The 18,076-nt window shown below is 64.7% G+C and carries 15 protein-coding genes and 1 tRNA gene; 12 read left to right on the top strand and 4 right to left on the bottom strand.

Annotation, left to right across the window (positions count from 1 at the left end):
- Positions 1-34: 34 nt before the first annotated feature.
- Positions 35-673, top strand: a complete 639-nt coding sequence (locus QP752_RS07065; RefSeq protein ID WP_141742262.1) for a DedA family protein — start codon at positions 35-37, stop codon at positions 671-673.
- Here the strand turns inward: QP752_RS07065 and QP752_RS07060 are convergent.
- Positions 618-1,445, bottom strand: coding sequence for a DNA-formamidopyrimidine glycosylase family protein (locus QP752_RS07060; RefSeq protein ID WP_070363557.1), 828 nt, complete (start codon positions 1,443-1,445; stop codon positions 618-620). The two genes, QP752_RS07065 and QP752_RS07060, sit on opposite strands and share 56 nt — an antisense overlap.
- Positions 1,446-1,455: 10 nt before the next feature.
- Between QP752_RS07060 and QP752_RS07055 the strand changes: the two genes are divergently transcribed.
- Positions 1,456-1,683 carry a hypothetical protein gene (locus tag QP752_RS07055; RefSeq protein ID WP_070362839.1) on the top strand — a complete coding sequence of 76 codons (228 nt, stop codon included), beginning with the start codon at positions 1,456-1,458 and terminating at the stop codon, positions 1,681-1,683.
- 75 nt (positions 1,684-1,758) lie between these two features.
- Entirely contained in the window at positions 1,759-3,189 is a 1,431-nt protein-coding gene (locus QP752_RS07050; protein WP_284805075.1) for an HNH endonuclease signature motif containing protein, read from the top strand.
- Positions 3,190-3,203: 14 nt separating this feature from the next.
- On the opposite strand, the gene QP752_RS07045 is transcribed toward QP752_RS07050, so the two are convergent.
- The gene (locus QP752_RS07045; protein WP_284805073.1) at positions 3,204-7,835 is read right to left on the bottom strand and encodes an ATP-dependent helicase; all 4,632 of its coding nucleotides are present in this window, start codon (positions 7,833-7,835) and stop codon (positions 3,204-3,206) included.
- A gap of 77 nt (positions 7,836-7,912) precedes the next feature.
- On the opposite strand from QP752_RS07045, the gene QP752_RS07040 reads away from it, so the two are divergent.
- The 5 genes from QP752_RS07040 (at position 7,913) to QP752_RS07020 (ending at position 10,408) form a co-directional block, all read left to right on the top strand.
- A complete protein-coding gene (locus tag QP752_RS07040; RefSeq protein WP_070362842.1) occupies positions 7,913-8,689 on the top strand; it encodes a 3'(2'),5'-bisphosphate nucleotidase CysQ in 777 nt (258 codons plus the stop codon).
- Positions 8,686-9,486 carry a thymidylate synthase gene (locus QP752_RS07035; RefSeq protein WP_070362843.1) on the top strand — a complete coding sequence of 267 codons (801 nt, stop codon included), beginning with the start codon at positions 8,686-8,688 and terminating at the stop codon, positions 9,484-9,486. Before QP752_RS07040 ends, QP752_RS07035 begins: the two co-directional genes overlap by 4 nt.
- Positions 9,486-9,977: a dihydrofolate reductase gene (locus QP752_RS07030; protein WP_070976102.1), complete on the top strand. Its 492-nt coding sequence runs from the start codon at positions 9,486-9,488 to the stop codon at positions 9,975-9,977. The genes QP752_RS07035 and QP752_RS07030 overlap by 1 nt, the downstream gene beginning before the upstream one ends.
- Positions 9,974-10,255, top strand: a complete 282-nt coding sequence (locus QP752_RS07025; RefSeq protein WP_256022063.1) for a mycoredoxin — start codon at positions 9,974-9,976, stop codon at positions 10,253-10,255. Before QP752_RS07030 ends, QP752_RS07025 begins: the two co-directional genes overlap by 4 nt.
- A gap of 80 nt (positions 10,256-10,335) precedes the next feature.
- Positions 10,336-10,408 (top strand) — tRNA-Arg (locus QP752_RS07020).
- 78 nt (positions 10,409-10,486) lie between these two features.
- On the opposite strand, the gene QP752_RS07015 is transcribed toward QP752_RS07020, so the two are convergent.
- Together QP752_RS07015 and QP752_RS07010 are read right to left on the bottom strand one after the other, a co-directional pair.
- The gene (locus QP752_RS07015) at positions 10,487-12,853 is read right to left on the bottom strand and encodes a bifunctional lysylphosphatidylglycerol flippase/synthetase MprF (RefSeq protein WP_284805070.1); all 2,367 of its coding nucleotides are present in this window, start codon (positions 12,851-12,853) and stop codon (positions 10,487-10,489) included.
- Between the two features lie 50 nt (positions 12,854-12,903).
- Positions 12,904-14,121 (bottom strand): alpha/beta hydrolase family protein, encoded by a 1,218-nt coding sequence (locus QP752_RS07010; RefSeq protein WP_284805068.1) that lies wholly within the window; start codon positions 14,119-14,121, stop codon positions 12,904-12,906.
- Positions 14,122-14,141: 20 nt separating this feature from the next.
- Between QP752_RS07010 and QP752_RS07005 the strand changes: the two genes are divergently transcribed.
- The 4 genes from QP752_RS07005 (at position 14,142) to QP752_RS06990 (ending at position 18,070) form a co-directional block, all read left to right on the top strand.
- Positions 14,142-14,780, top strand: coding sequence for a triacylglycerol lipase (locus tag QP752_RS07005; RefSeq protein WP_284805066.1), 639 nt, complete (start codon positions 14,142-14,144; stop codon positions 14,778-14,780).
- Between the two features lie 96 nt (positions 14,781-14,876).
- Positions 14,877-15,341, top strand: a complete 465-nt coding sequence (locus QP752_RS07000) for a YceI family protein (protein WP_284805064.1) — start codon at positions 14,877-14,879, stop codon at positions 15,339-15,341.
- A 21-nt stretch (positions 15,342-15,362) separates the two neighbouring features.
- Positions 15,363-16,853: a gluconokinase gene (locus QP752_RS06995; protein ID WP_284805061.1), complete on the top strand. Its 1,491-nt coding sequence runs from the start codon at positions 15,363-15,365 to the stop codon at positions 16,851-16,853.
- 50 nt (positions 16,854-16,903) lie between these two features.
- Positions 16,904-18,070, top strand: coding sequence for a YibE/F family protein (locus QP752_RS06990; protein WP_284805059.1), 1,167 nt, complete (start codon positions 16,904-16,906; stop codon positions 18,068-18,070).
- The last annotated feature ends 6 nt before the right edge of the window (positions 18,071-18,076 follow it).

Below are 18,076 nucleotides of genomic sequence, written 5' to 3'. Positions count from 1 at the left end.
AGGCAGTTGTTTTACCTACAACTAAGGAGTGAACGTGCAAGCCATCATCGACTGGATTGTCAACCTGATGGAGCTTCTCGGCGCCCCCGGCGTCGGGATAGCAATTTTCCTGGAGAACGTCTTCCCACCGATCCCCTCCGAGGTAGTGCTGCCGCTGGCCGGCTTCACGGTCGCGCAGGGCTCGCTGAGTTACCCGGCGGTGTTCATCTGGTCGGTGATGGGGTCCGTCGCGGGCGCGTTTTTCCTTTACGGCCTCGGTGCCTGGCTGGGCGCCGAGCGCCTGCGCGCGATCGCTGACTGGATGTGGTTGGTGAAGGCTTCGGACGTCGATAAGTCCCTCGAGTGGTTTGATAAGCACGGCCGATCCTCGGTCTTCTTCGGCCGCCTGATTCCGGGGGTGCGCTCCCTCATCTCGATTCCTGCAGGCCTGGACCGCATGAACCTCGCGATGTTCGCCCTGTGGACCGGGCTCGGCTCCGCAATCTGGAACGCAATCCTGATCACGCTCGGCATGTACCTCGGCGAAAGCTGGGAGACGGTCTCCCATTACGTGGATACGTACTCGACCGTGGTCTACGTCCTGCTGATCCTGATCATGCTCGGCTTCCTGGCGTACTTCATTCGCCGCTCCATGAAGGAGAAGGCGGCTGGCACTGAGGGCACCACCAAATAACTCGTTCTAAGTCGCCCGCTCCCCCGAGGAATCCTTTCTCGATGAGCGTGCCACACCGCCGACACGGCTTGTTGTTCCTTCCAAATACGTAGCTGGTCTCCCCGGCGCGTTTGATCCCCGTGGTCACTCGCACCGGGGAGTCTTTGTTTGCCCACATGAGGCGCCGCGCGATCGCCACATGCTTTTCGACGTCCACCTCCCCCACCTTGCGTGCCGGATGCGTACCAGCGATGAAGTGAATTTCTGCGCGGTACTCATTGCCGATGCCCGCGACGAAACGCTGGTTGAGCAGCGCGCGCCCCATTTCGAGGTGCGGGTGCTCACTGATCCTGCGCACGACCTCTTCCTGGTCGAAGTCGCGTGCCAGCATGTCCGGGCCCAGGTAGCCCATCCGCTGCGGGTACTCGCGCGCGGGGAACACATCGACGAGGCCCAGCGAGTGTCCGACGAGCTCGATATCAGGCTTCGGCGCGTCCGCGAGGCGCAGCACCACCCGGGCGGTGTGGCCGGGCTTGCGCCAGCGGGTGCCCGCACGATGGATCGCCCATGTGCCTTCCATCTTGAGGTGCGTGTGTAGCACTTGTGATTCGTGGCCTTCGCGGGAAAACTCCATGAAGAGGTGCTTGCCGTAGGGCCAGACGCGCTCGCAGGTCATGCCGGTGAAATCGACGGTGGCGAAGCGCGGCACGCGAACACTCGTGGCAGTGACTTCACGGTGTTGCATCCACTGCAGGCGCTTCGACAGCTGATAGACGGAATCCCCTTCAGGCATAGTGGTATCCATGTTCCGCTTCTTACAAAACCTTTTCAACTACGGCCCCACGCCGGAGGAGTCGCTCGTCGGGTTCTTCCCCGACATGGATGCCGCCACCGAGTGGGCGCGGGGTGTGCTGGCAGAGACCGGCACCGACCCCGAAGCCGAGTTTGTTCGCGCCGTGAAAGACGTGCGCGTGGCGAACCCGCGCATCGGCCTGGCCGCGGCAGCACACCTGGTCAAGCAACTGCTTTAGAATCTTTGTTCGAATCTCATTTTTTCAAGTCCGACACGTCTGTATAGTCGCCCTTAGCTACTTGAAGGAGGGGACATGAACGACGTGACCAAGCTCGTTGACCAGGTCATTAACGGCCTGACGCAGCTACGCATGCTTTTCGACGACCCCTCCTCCCTCCGCCTTTCCGCCATCGCCGAAGACATCGCACGCCTCGAACACGCGATGGACAAGAAGGCCTACATCGATGCCGCCTTCGCGCAGGTCTGCGCTATCGCCGACGCCGGCAAACTCGTCGGCGCCAACTACCCGGATACCTACCTCATGGAGAAGTTGGGCATCTCCAAGGGTGAGGCATATAACCGGCTCGCGCGCGCCAAGGCGATGTTCGCTCCGGTGACGGAGCCGGACCGTGGCGGCCTGCTCGATGTGGAGGAGGCGGAGCGGCGTCGTAAAGACCAGGTCCAAGCTCGCCGCCACGCCGACGCGGTTCCCGCGGCCAAGCAGGACATCATCCGGCGCGAGACCGACAGGCTACTCAAGGCCGCCGAGGGCGAGCACATGAGCATTTACGCCCACGCCATGGAGGAAGCGAAGACCCGAGACGAGCAGGACCTGCGCCTCACGGTCAAGCGCCTCGTGGATAAGGCGAACCGGCCACACGCGAAGAAGAACCCCAACGCGGGCTTTGAGAAGCGCGAGGCCACCCTGGGCAAGGAGAACTCCGATGGCACCTACCACGTGCGCCTGGACATGACAGCAGGCGATTACGCGCTCTACAAGGCGCTGACTGACAAGGGGCTTGCGCCAAACTCCAATATCCCGCCCGATCGCCAGCAGGACCGCGATCCTCGCACCCGTGGCCAGCGCCGCTACGACCAGTTCATGGCCATCATGCGCCAATACGAGCACGGCGAGCAGACCACCAACGGTGGCGCCGCCTCCGTGGTGGTCTCAGTAACGCTCGACGACCTCGCCGACGCCGACGCCACCACACTGTTCCAAACCAACGTCGGCGTGGAGCTGGACGCCTTCGAACTCGTGCGCCTCGGCATGGATGGCACGTCTGACTTCCTGCTCACCGTCGACGAACTCACCGGCGTGCCGTTGCACCTAGGCAGGTCCAAGCGGCTCGCCTCTGTTGGGCAACGCATCGCCATGTTTGCTATCCAGGGCGTGTGCTCCTGGGCCGGCTGCACCACCGCAATGAGCGAGTGCGAAGCCCACCACATCATTTCCTGGCTGCGCCACGGCGGCACCGACATCACCAACCTCACCGGCCTGTGCCCCACCCACCACCGGTGCAACAACGACCACCGGGACGGCTCCTTCAACAAGGGCTACATGGACTACGACTCCACCACCGGCACCGCGTTGTTGGTCAAGGCCGACGGCACCCGCCACACCAACACCTCGGACCCCGCCATGCACTCGGCGGTGAATCGGATCCGGAACAAACGGGCGATGCGGGCAGGGCCACCGGGGACTACTCACCGGCCGGTGCCTCGCGTGATACTGCGACCCTAAACCCAGCCGAAACACTAATCGTCGAAGGAGAGCCCGTCCAGATCCCCTAGGGCCTCCGTCATGCTGCGCCCGCGCCGCTTCGGAGGCGCGGCCTGCTTGCCTCCGATTCTTACGCCCTTGTGCGTCACCGCCACGCCAAGATCGCGGAGCCGGAACGCGGGCTCGCCGTTGACGGTTTCGACGTTGAGCGGGCGCATCCTCCCGGCGGCGACGGCATCCGATAGTGCGTCGATGACAAGTGGTAGCGGATCTTCGATGCCTTCCGGGAAGGTCTCGAAGAAGGTGGTGAGCTTCTTGCCGCCACGGGTGACGTGGGCCGCCAACAGCCCGTCCACGAGCACCACCATCGCGCCTGCCGATCTGGTCGGGCCGGTCACGGGCCACGGCAGCGCGGCCCCGTAGGGGTTGGCCGGGTCGGTGGCGGCGAGCACGTACACCTTTGGCTCACGCGCACCCGATGGCCAACCGGCGACGTCGTCGCTGTCCTGCTGGCCACGCAGCCGATCAATCGTCGCAGGGGTGGAGAACTGCGCTGCGCCAAGCCCCTCGATGAGGTAGCCGCGCAGCGCCTTGCCGGAGTCCTCGAACCCGGAGAGCACCTTGTACGCCAACGCGAAGCCGCCGATGACATTCTCTGCGACGACGGCGCCCTTGGTCACCACCCCGTAGCGGTCCAGCCACGCCTCCCCAAGCGCGAGCGAGCGCCGGGTCGGGTCGGTGTCGGGCTGCGGGGTGGCGGCCCAGCGTCCCAACATGTCTGGCGGGGCGGTTTGCGTAAACGAGGTCCTGCCGGAGCGGATGCGGGAGCGGGACGGTCGCCGCTTCGCGCGGTGCGCGGCCTTACCACCGGCAAGGCGTGCGCGCAGCGGCGCGAAGGAATCCGGTGAAACGTGGCCGGCCTCGACAAGGTCCCACATGGATTCGCGTAGCTCTTCGGCAGTCGTCGCTGGCGTGAGCAGGTCGCTGAACAGGTAGCCTCCACCTGCTGCGAGCGTGTCCATGATGTGCTGCTGCGTGAGCGAGAGCAACGGCGGGTCGACTTGCGGCAAGAGCTGCGCGGCGTAGTCACTCGGCAGCAGCATGATCCACGGGTCGTTCGCCCCCGCCGACCCAGCGCCCACAATGATGACCTCGCCGGAGGCAGTCAGCTCATCCAACATGATCGGCGAGTAGTCCCCCACTCGCGACGGCAAGATGTGGGACTCCCACGCAGAGGCCGGCAGCCGCACGCCCGCGAGCTGCTCGATGACGGAGTACACCCCGTCGGCGCCGCGTAAGGGAGGCACCGTTCCCGCCGCGGCGACGTTACTCCACGCTGGCAGGAAACGCCCGTACGCCGACGAAGACACCGGCCGGGCTTGCGCCCGCGCGACCGCCAAGGAGCGGGAACGGATCACGCGCAGGACCTCGTGCGCGACGTACTCCTGGTCGTCGACGCCTTGGCGGAAGCGCCCCTCGATGACGGAGTTGGCGTCGACAAGCGGTTGGAGCACCGTGTAGGCAGCGCCGAGCGCGAGCCCGAAGGCATCGGCAAGCGCGCGCAGCGTGAAGGGGCCGCGGGTGCGCACCCAGCGACGCACGAGCTGGGAGAGCGCATCGGGGATGGTGGCCACCTGCGCTGCCACCCCGGGAGGGACCGGCACGCCAAGGCCATCGCGCAGCAGTGGGGCGTCGAGCGCCTGCGCAACGTGTTCCCTGCCGCCGATGCGCACCCGCATCACGCGTGGCCCGAGCGACGCCTCCACCCCCGCGAGCGGCACCGAGGTGTACACCGCGAGCTCGTCCACAGGCACCGGGCCGGTCAGGCGCAGGGTGTCGGCGAACTGCTCCGGTGTCTCGGCGCGGCCGACCCGGCGCAGCGACGCGTCGACCTCGGCGATCACCTCTGGGTCCAACAGCTCGCGCAGCTCCACGGTGCCCAACAGTTTGGCTAGCAGTGACGGGTCCAGCGCGAGTGCCGCCGCCCGCTTCTCCGCGAGCGGAGTGTCGCCCTCGTACATGAACGCGCCCGTGTAGTTGAACAGCAGCGAGGAGGCGAACGGGCTCGGCTGCTGCGTGGTCACCTCCGCGATGCGGACCCGGCGCGTCTGCAGGTCACGGATCACTTCTTGCAGGGCAGGCAGGTCGTAGACGTCCTGGAGGCACTCGCGCACCGTTTCCAGGATGATCGGAAACGACGGGTAATTCCGGGCCACATCCAACAACTGCTCGGCGCGCTGGCGCTGCTGCCACAGGGGCGCGCGCTTGCCGGGGTTGCGGCGCGGCAGCAGCAGGGCGCGGGCGGCGCACTCGCGGAACCGGGAGGCGAACAGAGCGGAGTTTCCCACCTGCTCGGTGACGATGTCGGTGATCTCGTCGGCGTCGAATTGGAACAGGGCCCCGGAGGGCTCGTGGTCGCCTTGGGGCAGGCGCAGGACGATGCCGTCGTCGCCAGCCACGGCCTGGGCGTCCATCCCGGTCTCCTGCGCGATCCGCCACCCGGCAGCCAGCGCCCACGCGGCGTTCACACCCTTGCCGAATGGCGTGTGCAGCACCACGCGCCAGTCCCCAAGCTCGTCGGTGAAGCGCTCGAGCACCAGCGTCGTCTCGTCCGGCAGCACGCCGGTGGCTTCCTCTTGCTCCTCGAGGTAGGCCCGCAGATTGTCGCGCGCGTACGCATCGAGCGAATTATCGACGCCCGCTCCGCCGCGCACCTCCCTCCTGAACGCGCCGAGCGCCTTGCCGAGTTCGTACGGGCGCCCGACGCCCTCTCCCGACCAAAACGGCAGCCTGCCAGTATGCCCCGGCGCAGGCGAGACCTGCACTTGGTCGCGCGTGATGTTTTCGATGCGCCAGCTCGTCGCCCCGAGCGTGAACACGTCGCCGACGCGGGACTCGTAAACCATTTCCTCGTCGAGCTCACCGACGCGGCGCGGCGCCCCTCCCTCCGCCTCGGAGCCGACGAGGAACACGCCGAACATGCCTCGGTCCGGGATGGTGCCTGCGTTGGTGACCGCGACGCGCTGCGCGCCCTGCAACGCCTTGAGCACGGTGCCGTCGAGCCAGGCGCGCGGCTTGAGCTCCGCGAAGTCCGTTGATGGGTACACCCCGGTGACCAGGTCGATGACGGCGTTAAAGACATCCCGGTCGAGTGACCGGTAGGGCCAGGCGCGGGTGACGGTCTCGTACCAGTCATCGAGCTCGAGGTCCTCGACTGCCACCGCGGCCACCGTCTGCTGGGCGAGCACGTCCAGCGGGGAACGTGGCGTGCGCAGCTCCTCGATGAGCCCGTCGCGCATCCGCGGCACGGTCACGGCCGTTTGCACCAGGTCGGAGCGGTGCTTCGGATAGAACGAGCCGTGCGAGATCGCGCCTACCGTGTGCCCGGCACGCCCGACGCGCTGCAGCCCGGAGGCGACCGACGGCGGCGACTCCACCTGGATCACCAGCTCCACCGCCCCCATATCGATGCCGAGTTCCAGCGAGGACGTCGACACGACCGCTTTGAGCGTGCCCTCTTTCAGCATCGTTTCCGTCGTGGCCCGCTCATCTTTGGACACGCTGCCGTGGTGCGCCCGCGCGATCACGGGCGCCGCCTCCCCCGCGAGGTCGACCCCTTTGCCTAGCTGTGCAGGGGGGCGTCGAGTAGCAGGGCTGAGCGCTTCGGGGTCGTGCTCTTTGGCCCACAGCTCGTTGAGTTGGCTGGTGAGCCGCTCTGCCGTGCGCCGCGAGTTCACGAAGACGATCGTCGAGCGGTGCGCCATGACCTCCTGGTACACCGATTCCGCGATGTGCGGCCAAATCGACTTCGGCGCCGGTGGCATCAGCGCCGCGGTCTCCCCGCCGAAGTCCAGGGCGTCGTCGACGATGGCGTCCCCAATTGTCGACGCCTCCTCCGGCACCGGCAGGTCACTCATATCGGCCACCGGCACCCGCACCGCGAGGTCCCAGCGCTTCTCCCCCGGCGACTGGATGATCGTCGTGCGAGGCCCGAGGAAGTCCGCCACGGCCTCCAGCGGGCGCACCGTCGCAGACAACCCGATGCGCTGAAAGTCCCCCGCGAGGCGGCCGAGCCGCTCCAGCGACAGTGCCAGGTGCACGCCGCGCTTCGTGCCCGCGAGCGCGTGAATCTCGTCCACGATTACGGTGTCCACGGTCCGCAGGATGCCCGCGGCCTTCGACGTCAGCATCAAATACAGCGACTCAGGCGTGGTGATCAGGATGTCCGGCGGCTTGCGCACCTGGCGGGACCGCTCCGCTTGCGGGGTGTCGCCCGAGCGCACCGCCACCGACACATCCGGCATGTCCAGCCCCATGCGCTGCGCCACGCGCCCAATCCCGCCGAGCGGGGCCCGCAGGTTATTTTCGACGTCCACACCAAGGGCTTTCAGCGGCGAGATATATAAGGTGTGCACGCCGCCGTGGCTGCTGGTGTTCGCCCCGTCGATTGGCAGGGCCTGCTGCCCGTCGCGTTCCACGAGCGAATTCAGCGACCACAAAAAGGCCGCCAACGTCTTACCGGAGCCGGTAGGCGCTACCACCAGGGCGTTGCCGCCGTCGGAAATCGTGGCCCACGCCTGCTCCTGCACCGGCGTTGGCGCCTCGAATACTTCTTCAAACCAGGTCGCCACCTGCGGTTTGAAGCGTTCGAGGATTCCTTTGGCCATGCCCGCCAGAATACAGATAGTGCAGGCAGGCGAAAAGAAATGGTTCCTTTGGCTGGTTTCGCGCTAAAGTCGAAGCCATGACTGCTCAGTATTCAGACTCTCGGCTGACAAACTTAATCGCGCAAGGCACCGGCGAGATCCTCAAGGGTATTCGCGGTGTTGGCCTTCTCCGCGGACGTGAACTTGGAGAAGCCGGCGATGACCTCGCACAGAACTGGATCGCGCGCGTGCTTGAGCAGCACCGCCCGGGCGATGCATTTCTGTCCGAAGAGGCAGCCGACGACCACTCCCGTCTCAGCAACAACCGCGTCTGGATCGTTGACCCACTCGACGGCACCAAGGAGTTCGCAACCGGCCGCCAGGACTGGGCCGTGCACATCGCGCTCGTCGAAGACGGCGTCCCGACCCACGCGGCGGTAGGTCTGCCGGACCTTGGCGTCGTCTTCAAGTCTTCCGACGTGCGCCACGTCTCGGGGCCGTTCGCAAAGAAGATCGCTATGTCGCGCAACCGCCCGCCGGCGATCGCCCCGTTCGTTGCTGACGCCCTCGGCTTCGAGACCAGCCCGGTCGGCTCCGCAGGCGCGAAGGCAATGCACGTCCTGCTCGGTGACTTCGACGCCTACGTACACGCCGGCGGCCAGTACGAGTGGGACCAGGCAGCACCAGTTGGTGTGTCCATGGCTGCGGGCCTGCACTGCTCGCGCCTCGACGGCTCGCCGCTGAAGTACAACAACAAGGACACCTACATCCCGGACCTGCTCATCTGCCGTCCGGAGCTTGCCGACGACATCCTGGAAGCCTGCGCGAAGTACTACGACGAGCACGGCTCCTTCGAAGGGGTCGTCGCGAAGTGAGCCTGGTGACTCCGTACGAAGACCTCCTGCGCGACGTCCTGGAAAACGGCACCGATAAGGGCGACCGCACCGGCACCGGCACGCGAAGCGTCTTCGGCCGCCAGCTGCGCTACGACCTTTCCGAGTCCTTCCCCCTGCTGACCACCAAGAAGGTGTACTTCAAGGGCGTCGTGGGCGAGCTGCTGTGGTTCCTCCGCGGCGACTCCAACGTGACCTGGCTGCAGGAACACGGCGTGCGCATCTGGAACGAGTGGGCCGACGAAAATGGCGAGCTCGGCCCTGTCTACGGCGTGCAGTGGCGTTCCTGGCCCACCCCCGATGGGCAGCACGTCGACCAGATTTCACGGGCGCTCGAGCTTTTGAAGGACGACCCCAATTCGCGCCGCAACCTGGTGTCCGCGTGGAACGTCTCCGAGCTCGAGCACATGGCGCTGCTGCCGTGTCACCTGCTGTTCCAGCTGTATGTAGCTGACGGCAAGCTGAGCCTGCAGGTGTACCAGCGCTCCGCCGACATGTTCCTGGGCGTGCCGTTTAACATCGCCTCCTACGCGCTGCTCGCGCACATGTTTGCACAGCAGGCAGGTCTCGAGGTCGGCGAACTCATCTGGACCGGCGGCGACTGCCACATTTACAACAATCACTTCGACCAGGTGCGCGAGCAGCTCTCCCGCGAGCCTCGCCCCTACCCGCAGCTCAAGCTGCGGAAGGCAGAGTCGCTCTTTGACTACGACTTCTCCGACATCGAAGTCGTCGGCTACGACCCGCACCCGACGATCAAAGCGCAGGTGTCCGTCTAATGCTGGGCGCGATCTGGGCCGAAAGCATCGACGGCATCATCGGCGACGGCGTGGGCATGCCCTGGCACCTGCCTGAGGACCTGCGCCACTTCAAGGAGATCACGCTGGGCCACCCGATCATCATGGGGCGCAAGACTTGGGACCACCTCCCCATCAAGCCGCTGCCGGGCAGGACAAACCATGTGTTGTCCTCGCGCGAGCCCGGCGAGTGGTCCGACGGCGCCTTCGTGTCCCGCGACATCCCAGATTTGAAGACGTCCGCCTGGATCATCGGCGGTGGCCAGATTTACGAAGCAACCATCGACGAAGTAGACGTCATTGAACGCACGATCGTCGATGTCCACGTCGCAGACAAGCTCGGAGCGTCCGCCGTCCGCGCGCCCCGCGTCACTGATGACTTCGCTATCGTTTCTGATGGACCGTGGCAAACCTCCGCCAATGGCACCCGTTTCAAGCACCAACGCCTCGAAAGGTTAGGCCCAAAATCATGACCACTCCCGAAACCTCTTCCCACGTCACCATCTTCGCAACCGATTGGTGCCCGTTCTGCAAGAAGCTTCGCGAGCGCCTCGACCGTACCGAAACCCCTTACGACGTCGTTGACGTCGAAGCCGAAGGCGCCAAGGACGCCGCCGCGTGGGTCGAGTCCGTCAACGACGGCAACCGCGTCGTCCCCACCGTCCTCTATTCTGACGGCACGCACGCGACCAACCCTGCCGCGTCCGCTGTTCGCGCGAAGCTGCGCGAACTGACCGGCGAAGAGGCCTAGCACCCGGGCAAATAGCGATGCCGTCGCGGGCGCCCGCGACTTTGGCATCACTTCTGTCCTGCGGTACTGTTAGTCGAGTTGCCCCAGTAGCTCAGGGGATAGAGCACGGCTCTCCTAAAGCCGGTGTCGGAGGTTCGAATCCTCTCTGGGGCGCAAAACACCCCCGCGGCCTGCGCAAATAGGCTGCGGGGGTTTCGCATTTCTGCAAAGAACGCGAATGCACTAACTTATCTACCCTCTTTGCGCAAGATTTGGCCGGCCCAGGAACTCCTTGACCACGGTCATCATGTCTGACTTCTTCATGTCCGGCAGGTAACAGTGAATGACTGCTAGCGAGATATTGGCGAGTGACATTTCGTCTTCGTACAGCAGGTACCAGCCTTGGTGCGTCGGGTGGAATTTGTGCTTCGAGGCAGCGAGTGAGCGGAAGCCGTAGAGTGGCTCGATCGTCGCACCGGCCTTATCCAGGATGATTTCTACGAGTGATTCCGGCGCATCCGTTCGAGCCAGCGGCGCTCCGGAGAGGGAGACCCATCCAAGTCCTTGCTCGGCAGCAATGCGGGCGCTTTCCGCGAGAAGGAATTCGATGGCTGGCCGGAACCCGTTCGCGTCGCGGCGCATGAAGTCAAGGGTGTAGCCGACGAGGGCGCCGCCCTCGTAGACGGGCAGCCAGCTCGTCACTGCGTGCAGGCTGCCGTCGTCGCCCACTGCGAGGAGGAGTTTGGTGTCCGGGTCGCGGAGCTCGTCGAGCCCTCCCAAGGTGAAGCCCATTTCTGGAAGCGCTTTATCCGCGACCCATTGTTCTGAGAGCGCGACGATGCGCTCACGCATTTCCACTGGGCTTTCGGCCCAGCTAGTCCACACGGCGCGCACTCCCTCTTTTGCTGCGCGGTTGCGCGCGGTTCGGATGTTTTGAAATTTCTTGCCTTTGAACTCGATGTTATCCGTCAACAACATGGATTCTTCGGCGACGTGGATGCGTCGGAAGTCGGGGCGAGCAAAGGTGCCGGGCACTGAATACCACGCGACTCTCCAGCCTTGACTTGCGGCGAACTCTTCAAACGCACTGGCAACGGCTTCTTCTGTCATCGTGCCTCGGTGCACGGGACTTCCGACCGTGACAGCGACGTTGTAGGAGACGCGGTACGCGACGACGCCTTCTCCGTCGCCGGAGTCCGTCCCGCAGAAAAAGTAGCGGTTTCTTTCCCACAGCCCCATCCACGCGAGGTGGTCACCGGACCCATGGACCAGAATCTCCCGGGCTCGCTGGCGGTCCTGCGCGTGTGCTTCGGACGGCGGCGCGGACAGCACCTCAAACAGTGCAATCAGCGCGGTAATCCAGAATATGATTCCCACCCATTCGTAGAAGATCCACGCCACGGAGCTGATGGGGAACGCATGCGTTGGAGCCAGCACAGCTACCACGGGTGGGAGGTACCTGTTCGGCAGCTCAGCAAGCAGCGCGCTTATCGACGCTCCTCCGAGGATGTCGTCTCGCACAACCCAGGCTCCGCAGGTCCACAGTGCTGCGGTTGCTAACCACGTCCCTCCTATGATCGCCGCGCCACGGTACCAGTTGGACGGAACCGTGAACCGGCGGCGAGTGGCAATGAGGACTGCAATGGTGACCAGCCACGGGAGAACTACCAGTATTGTGTTCACAGCGGTAGAGCCGTCTGCTCCCCCACCGATTGTTTGCCAGCAGATCACCGCAATGGATCCAACGCTGACGAGGACGGCTGCCCACCATGCCAGTTTCCTGCCATGCACGAGCCCCAGCGCAAGGATGGCTGACAAAACGATAGGCAAGGCATTCATCAGCAAGGGACCGAGGCCATGCTGGCTGTTCACCGCCATCGCTTCCGCGCAGGCGACGGATGTAGCGTCAGCGCACCGCTGGGCTACTAAATGCCCTGCGACTGTCGGCTCCCACATCAGCTTGCTCACTCCTGCGAAAGGCCCCTGTGCAGCGGGGTTGATCGCCGTGATAACTGGTCCGATTGCAACACTGAGAAACAGGGCAGCCACCAGGACCCGTGCTTCCCGCAGCGACATTCTGCGTGGCGTACCTGTGTCCGTGACAAGGACGCCAGCGACGGTCCCTGCGACAATGGCGACAAGTGCAACGACGCCTGAGAGTGAGCCGTCGTAGAGTACAAGGGTCGTCATCATCGCAAGCATCACGAGGCGGAGGCGGCGTCGCCACAGCACGCCCATGAAGGCAGTGGCGAATGCGGCGGGCCCGAAGATCCACGCGACCGGAGACACAAAGGTCTCGTTGGCAAGGTCTGGGCCCCACAGGTTAAAGCCTGCTCGCTCGATGGCACTACCGATAATGAAGCCGAAAGGAAGCGCTACAAACTCGGAAGCCGTCGCCACAACCGCGAAGCGAGCAGAGCCAAGTCGCACCTCGGCTGGAACTGCGAATAGCAGCGCTGCGACAGTGGCCAGGATGAGCCCGACGAGGTTACCTGCGGTCAGCCCTGCGGTGGCCCAGTGCCAAAGGTCGGGATCAACGGGAAGGCGCAATCCGAAAGCCTCCCGCGGGGCCGCACCCGACAATACGCAGGCTAAATACGCAGCCCAAGCGATACTCAAGAGGCCGAGCGTGACTGGAACTTTCCTCAAACAGGTGCTGATCAAGTGTTTCATTGAATTCCTCCGCGTTGAGCAACGAAGTCAATGTCTTGGCGTAGCGCCACTCGCCACACTTCGAAGCTGTGCCCACCTGGCAGCGAGCGGAATGTGGTGCTCATCCCGGCTTTCTGCGCGAGCTCGTTTTGGTGCGGAAGCGCTGCCATAGCCTCTTGGTCACGCTTGCCGGCGGCGAACCTGCCAGCGATTCCCTTGTAGGTCGCCGTCCCGATTGCTTCCTGAAGGAGCGTTTCCGGGTTCACGGATTGGAACGCGGCCTCGTCGCCGCCGAACAGCACGTCGACGGTCCGTTGGTGCCCGCCTAGGTTCGGTTCCGCCTCACCCGAATAGTCGAGGAACGTCCCGTAGGCCGTGGGATCGTTGGTAATCACTTGGAGTGCGCACGTGCCGCCGTAGCTTAACCCACCGATTGCCCACGTGCGTTGGTCTTCTTTCACACGGAAATTGTCCTTGACCAGCTGTGGAATTTGCTGGGCCAGGTAGCTTTGGATTTGCAGATCCGGGCCGTCCACGCACCCGGGATTTCCCGTGGTTGTTCCTGTGCCGTCCGCGCTGACGACAATGGGGGCTACGCCGTCGTGTGCAACTTGGTAGTCGTCGAGCGTCTGTTGCGCCCCGCCTTCGTCAAACCACCGGATTGGGCTGCCGGGGCTTCCTGCGAGCAGCACGAGGACTGGTAGGTGCTCGCCATGCCAGTAGGCGGGCGGAACGTACACAATTGCATCGCGCAGCGGTGGGGCAGGCAGGGTCACTAGGGCGCCCACTTCCCTGCCGTCGAGGGTCGGGGCGGTCGTCGTTTCGCGGAACTGATCCAAATTCATGGACACGGTGACCGGGACCGGGCGGAAGGACCCGAGGGTCGGGTACTGCTCATAAACAAGGTTGACCGCGAGGTACGCCAGCATCAAAGGAATCACTGCGAGCGGGGCGAGGCGCCACCGCCACCGCGGCGCCAAGAAGATGGTCGCCACCACGAACACGGCAGCTGCACAGCTGGCGTAGATGTGCCACGGAATTGCATCCGGGAACGGCTTCGGCCACACCGTGAGCAACAGGTACGCCGCTGCGAGCAGCGCTGCCGCGATTGCGAGTGCAATGCGCCGGTGCTGACGGCCGTACCACAACGCGACAACCACGGAAGCAGCTAAGGAGAGGTAGATCGCCCAGGTCGCGCCTGTGCTGACCACGGATAACGAACGGATTGCATCCACGGCGAGTAGTTTAAGACGCTATGGCGTTGCTTTCCTACGTGCCACGGATACTTCCATCCCCTTCAACAGCGAACTCCCAGACAACAGGCCGGGTTGTGGTCGCTCTCCACGGCACGGGCTCTTCCCCGTTCGTCTTCCGACGCCTTGCACACGCACTGGAAAAACATGGGATTGGGTTGATTGCGCCTGGCTACGGCCATCGGGCAACGGCAGGTATCGACGCCTCGTCCAAAGAGATTGCGGCGTTCCTCGACAGCCTGGCTGCGCAGCAGGTCGATGTTGTGGGGCACTCGTATGGCGCGCTGATCGGGCTGAGGGCTGTTCAGCTGAGCGAAATCGCCGCGCGCTGCGGCACGATCGTGGGCCTCGGGGCCTCGTGGCGTGGCACGCACGGCATTGCGCGTCTGTTTCCGCCTGGACTTGTTCGGGCAGTGGCTGGCGACGCGTTCGTCGAATTGGAGCATTTCCGAGAGGACCCAGTGGCCCCTTCCGGTACCGAAATCGTCTCCATCGTTTCGGATGCTGACCGCATTGTTCCAGCGTGGTCGTCACGGTGGGGAGACGTAATCGAGGTGTCTGGTGTATCGCATGCGGCGCTGGCGTTGCGGACGAATGAGATCCTGGCGGCGCTCGGGGTATGCCCTTCCGGCACCGGCTGAACAGCAACAACCCTACATTGTTGATACGTCACCAATAATCACCTACACTCGCACCTGCAATCATTTTTGATGAAACGTCAACGAAAAGTAGGAATCATGTCTCAGCTCACCGGTACATACAAGCTCGACCCGGCACACTCCTCCATCGGCTTCACCGTCCGCCACGCGATGGTGACGAAGGTCCGCGGCGAGTTTACCGACCACGACGCCACCATCACGCTCACCGACGATCTGGCAGCAAGCACGGCGCAGGGCACGGTCCGGACCGCGAGCGTCGATACCCGAAACGAGGACCGCGACGCACACGTGCGCGGCGAGGACTTCTTCGATGTACAGAAGCACCCGGAAATGACGTTTACCTCCACGGCATTCAACGTAGATAATGCCGGCAACGGCACCGTCACGGGTGATCTGACCATCAAGGGCACCACGAAGCCAGTCACGTTCGAAGTCGAGACCTTCGGCATCGATTTCCAGGTCCCGCTGAACTCGGGCGGCATGCTCGTGAGCGACAAGGTCGCCATTGAAATTGAGGGCTCCGCGATCAAGCAGGACGCATAGCCTCTGCCGTACCATCGGGGTATGAGCGCTACCAAAATCCCAACCATGTCGGTCCCTGTACAGGACTCTCGCGGGCCGTACGTCCTCGGCATCGACGTCGGCTCGACCGCGAGCCGCGGCGGCCTTTACGACGCCACCGGCCGCCCCGTCAAGGGCGCGAAGCAGCGCGTTGCGCACGCGTTTACTACCACCGCTGACGGCGCGAGCACCATCGACGCCGACCAGGTCGTCGCCGAGGTCCGCAAGGTTATCGACGACACCGTCGCGTTCGCCGCAGCGCATGACCTGCGCATTGAGGCCGTCTGCATGGACTCGTTCGCCTCGAGCCTCCTCCTTGTCGACGCCCACGGCGACGCCCTGACCCCGCTGTACACCTACGCGGACTCACAATCCCGCGACTACGTCGAACGGCTCCGCAACACAATCGACGAGGCCGAGTACCACCAGCGCACCGGCGTGCGCCTCCACACGAGTTACCACCCGGCGCGCCTCGCCTGGGCAAAGGAGCAGCTGCCCGAATTCGCCCGCGCGGCCACGGCCATGACGATCGGCGAGTACGTGTACCACAAGCTCGCGGGCATCCATGGCCTGGCGGTCTCTACTGCGGCGTGGTCGGGCGTCGCCAATGCGCACACCGGGGAGCTCGACACCGAGATTCTCGACGCCATCGATATCCCGCACGACATGATCCAGCCGCTGCGCTTCCCCGACGAACCCGACTACCCGGATGACACCGCGTGGCCCGCGCTCAATGGGGTTGCGTGGTTCCACTGCATCCCAGACGGCTGGCCGTCCAATGTCGGGCCCGGCGCGACCGGCCCCGACACTATCGCGGTAGCCGCGGCGACCTCTGGCGCGATGCGCGTCATCCTTCCGGAGGTGCCAGCTCGCATCCCAGAGGGACTGTGGTGCTACCGCATCGCGCGAGACAAGGCCATCTTGGGCGGCGCGCTCAACGACGTCGGGCGTGCCGTCACCTGGCTCGAGGAAACCATCCAGCCGGTGGCCCCGGATGAGATCGCCGCGGCGCTTTCCTCCGGGCCAGGACGCGCCCCGCTTGTGCTGCCGTTCTTTACCGGCGAGCGCTCCACCGGCTGGGCCGCGAGCGCGCAAGCGCAGCTCTTGGGCGTCACCGCGGCAACTACACCGGCTGATTTGTGGCGGGGCGTGTTTGAGGGCATCGCCCTGTCGTATCTTCGCGTCTACGAGCAGCTCAAGGAGGCAGGCGCACTCCCCGAGCGCGTGGTCGCCTCCGGGCGCGTCACGGCCGACCACCCGGCGTGGCTGTCGGTGCTCGCCGATGCGCTTGGTTGCGACGTCGTCCCCCTGGAGATGAAGCGCGCCACCCTGCGCGGCACCGTGCTCATCGCGCTGGAAGACATCGCCCCTGAAGTAAAGAGAGCAACCCCGCCGTTCGGCCAAGGGCACCGCAACGTGGATGCACACGCCGAGTACTTCAGGGAGCTCCGCGACCGCTTCGAGGCTGCGTACCGCACGTTAGTTGCACAGTAGCTCTACAATCAGTCTGATTGTCCCAGTATTGATCTCACAAGGGAGCCCCGTTGGCACGCCACGCAACTCAGTCCTCGCCTTCTCCGCTGCGCACGGCACGCGGCGCGCTAGTAGCGTTCCTCGCGATTGCCGGCATCGCCACGGTAGTGGGCCTCGCCCTACTGTGGCCGGGAGGCAAGCAGCCAGAGGTCCTGCCCGGGTTTGAGCAGACCCAGACGTCGACGGCGGAAACCGTCAAGGCCACCGTCATTGAACACTCGGTGGCTTCCTGTGGTGGCGTCGCAACGCCGAACCACCCTGAGTGCGACTTCCTGCGCGTCGAGCTCAAGTCCGGAGGCACCACCACGATCGAGACAGCGCAGCAGCCGGGCACCCCGGAGCTTTCGGTCGGCGACCGCGTGGTGCTCTCGGTGCTCCACAACCCCGAGACTTCGTACTCCTTCCTTGACATGGATCGCTCGATACCGCTTGGGCTGTGGCTCGCGCTCACGCTGCTGGTCGTCGTCGTGGTTGGGGCATGGCGTGGGGTGCGCGCGATTTTCGGCCTACTGTGCACCTTGCTCGTCATCTTCGGCTTCCTGGTTCCCGGGCTGCTGCTCGGCTACAGCCCGGTGGGACTTTCGCTGGTCACGGGGGCCGCGGTGCTCTTCCCTGTCATCTTTGTTGTGCACGGCAGGAATTGGAAGTCCGCGTCAGCCCTGGCTGGCACCTTGACCGCGCTGGGGCTCGCGGCGCTCGCGGCACGCCTCGCCATCGATACGACGCAGCTGCGCGGCCTTGCCGACGAAAACAACCTCCTCATCCACATGTACCTCCCCCAGGTGCAAGTGCCAGGCATCATGCTCGCCGGATTCATCATCGGTGCCCTCGGCGTGCTCACCGACGTCACCATTGCGCAGGCTTCAACGGTGCAGGAGCTGTATGAGACTTCGCCCGACGCCCGGCCCCGCACCGTGTTCACCTCCGCGATGAAGGTCGGCCACGACCACATTGCGTCGATGGTCTACACCCTGGTCCTGGCGTATATGGGCGCTGCCCTCCCCCTGTCGATGCTGCTCCAGGTCGCCGACCGGCCGCTGACCCAGGTGCTCACCTCCGACGTGGTGGCCACCGAGATCATGCGTTCGAGTATCGGCGCGATCGCGTTGGTCCTGGCAGTGCCGATCACCACGGCGATTGCCGCGTGGACAATCCGCGCTCCCCAACCCCAACAGTAATGTTGC

Origin of the sequence: Corynebacterium sp. UMB10321, assembly GCF_030228725.1 — a bacterium.
Lineage (GTDB): Bacteria > Actinomycetota > Actinomycetes > Mycobacteriales > Mycobacteriaceae > Corynebacterium > Corynebacterium pseudogenitalium.
The sequence above is the reverse complement of the archived record's forward strand: the minus strand, read 5'-3'. Positions and strand labels throughout refer to the sequence as shown.

What these genes read in the sequence shown, in the direction of transcription:
- QP752_RS06995 (WP_284805061.1), top strand. Translation starts at nt 15,363, where the DNA reads ATGAGCGCTACCAAAATCCCAACCATGTCGGTCCCTGTACAGGACTCT.
- QP752_RS07055 (WP_070362839.1), top strand. Translation starts at nt 1,456, where the DNA reads ATGTTCCGCTTCTTACAAAACCTTTTCAACTACGGCCCCACGCCGGAG.
- QP752_RS07005 (WP_284805066.1), top strand. Translation starts at nt 14,142, where the DNA reads ATGGCGTTGCTTTCCTACGTGCCACGGATACTTCCATCCCCTTCAACA.
- QP752_RS07050 (WP_284805075.1), top strand. Translation starts at nt 1,759, where the DNA reads ATGAACGACGTGACCAAGCTCGTTGACCAGGTCATTAACGGCCTGACG.
- QP752_RS07025 (WP_256022063.1), top strand. Translation starts at nt 9,974, where the DNA reads ATGACCACTCCCGAAACCTCTTCCCACGTCACCATCTTCGCAACCGAT.
- QP752_RS07000 (WP_284805064.1), top strand. Translation starts at nt 14,877, where the DNA reads ATGTCTCAGCTCACCGGTACATACAAGCTCGACCCGGCACACTCCTCC.
- QP752_RS07040 (WP_070362842.1), top strand. Translation starts at nt 7,913, where the DNA reads ATGACTGCTCAGTATTCAGACTCTCGGCTGACAAACTTAATCGCGCAA.
- QP752_RS07030 (WP_070976102.1), top strand. Translation starts at nt 9,486, where the DNA reads ATGCTGGGCGCGATCTGGGCCGAAAGCATCGACGGCATCATCGGCGAC.
- QP752_RS07045 (WP_284805073.1), bottom strand. Translation starts at nt 7,835, where the DNA reads ATGGCCAAAGGAATCCTCGAACGCTTCAAACCGCAGGTGGCGACCTGG.
- QP752_RS07060 (WP_070363557.1), bottom strand. Translation starts at nt 1,445, where the DNA reads ATGCCTGAAGGGGATTCCGTCTATCAGCTGTCGAAGCGCCTGCAGTGG.